Source organism: Streptomyces boncukensis, from assembly GCF_011045075.1.
In the GTDB taxonomy this organism is placed as follows: Bacteria; Actinomycetota; Actinomycetes; order Streptomycetales; family Streptomycetaceae; genus Streptomyces; species Streptomyces boncukensis.
Window position 1 is genome coordinate 1 of the sequence record NZ_JAAKZZ010000975.1, and the last position, 1252, is coordinate 1252.

1 protein-coding gene is annotated in these 1252 nt (G+C 69.5%); it reads left to right on the forward strand.

The window, feature by feature from the left end:
• The first annotated feature begins 44 nt into the window (after positions 1-44).
• Positions 45-1190, forward strand: a complete 1146-nt coding sequence (locus G5C65_RS37415; RefSeq protein WP_165303490.1) for a glycine amidinotransferase — start codon at positions 45-47, stop codon at positions 1188-1190.
• The last annotated feature ends 62 nt before the right edge of the window (positions 1191-1252 follow it).

Below are 1252 nucleotides of genomic sequence, written 5' to 3' on the forward strand. Positions count from 1 at the left end.
CTCGCCGCCCCGTTCGCAACCGACGCCCGAAGGAAGGCCGAGCCATGCTCCTGAACAGCTACGACAGCTGGTCCCCCCTGCGTGAAGTCGTCCTCGGTTCCGCCGACAACTACACCTCCCACGAGCGGGAGCTGTCCTTCGACCTGTTCTTCCACGACGAGACGCCCTACAGCCGCATCTACTACCCGCGCCATGTGACCCCCGGCGCCACCGGCCACCGGGCGCGCTCCCCCATCAAGCAGCAGTATCTGGAGGAACTGCGCGAGGACGTCGAGGAGATGGCCGAGGTCCTCACCCGGCTGTCGGTGACGGTCCACCGGCCGCTGCCGCTGGATGCCACGACCGGCGAGGTGCGCACCCCCGCCTTCTCCGCCGCCGTGGTCCCGCCGCTCAACGTGCGCGACAACAGCATCGTGTTCGGCGACGAGATCATCGAGACACCGCCGCTGGTGCGCTCCCGCTACTTCGAGACGCAGTTCCTCAAGCCGGTCTACGCCGAGTACTTCCGCCGGGGCGGGCGCTGGACGGTGATGCCGCGGCCGCTGATGACGGACGCCTCCTTCGACCTGTCGTACGTCGCCGACGCCGCCGATCACGGCTCGCTCATGGAGCCCATCAGCGACCCGCAGCCGTCCCCGTACGACTCCGGGTTCGAGATGATGATCGACGGGGCGCAGTGCCTGCGGCTGGGCCGGGACGTGTTCGTCAACGTCTCGAACGCCAACCACGCCCTGGGCTGTGACTGGCTGGAGCGCCATCTGCGGGGCCGGTTCCGCGTCCACCGGCTGCACCGGCTGGCCGACAGCCACATCGACAGCACCGTGCTGGCGCTGCGTCCCGGGCTGCTGCTGGTGCGCACCCCCGATGTGGCCGAGCGGCTCCCGAAGGAGCTGCAGCGGTGGGACATGATCTTCCCGCCGGAGCCGGAGGACAACAACTTCCCCGACTACGACGATGACGATCTGGTCCTCACCAGCCGCTACATCGACCTCAATGTGCTGTCCGTGTCACCGGACACCGTGCTGATCAACGCCGCCTGCCCGGAGCTGGGCCGCACCCTGGAGAAGCGCGGGTTCACCGTGGTCCCGGTGCGCCACCGGCACCGTCGGCTGTTCGGCGGCGGCCTGCACTGCTTCACGCTCGACACGGTCCGCGAGGGGTCGGCGCCCGAGGACTACCTGGAGGACTGAGACCCGCAGGTGCGCATCCGCGGCGGACGGAGGGAGAGCGACGGTGGGACGGGCAGCGGGAC

Bases quoted from the DNA above. Each gene is read 5' to 3' on its own strand.
- G5C65_RS37415 (WP_165303490.1), top strand. From the start codon at position 45: ATGCTCCTGAACAGCTACGACAGCTGGTCCCCCCTGCGTGAAGTCGTC.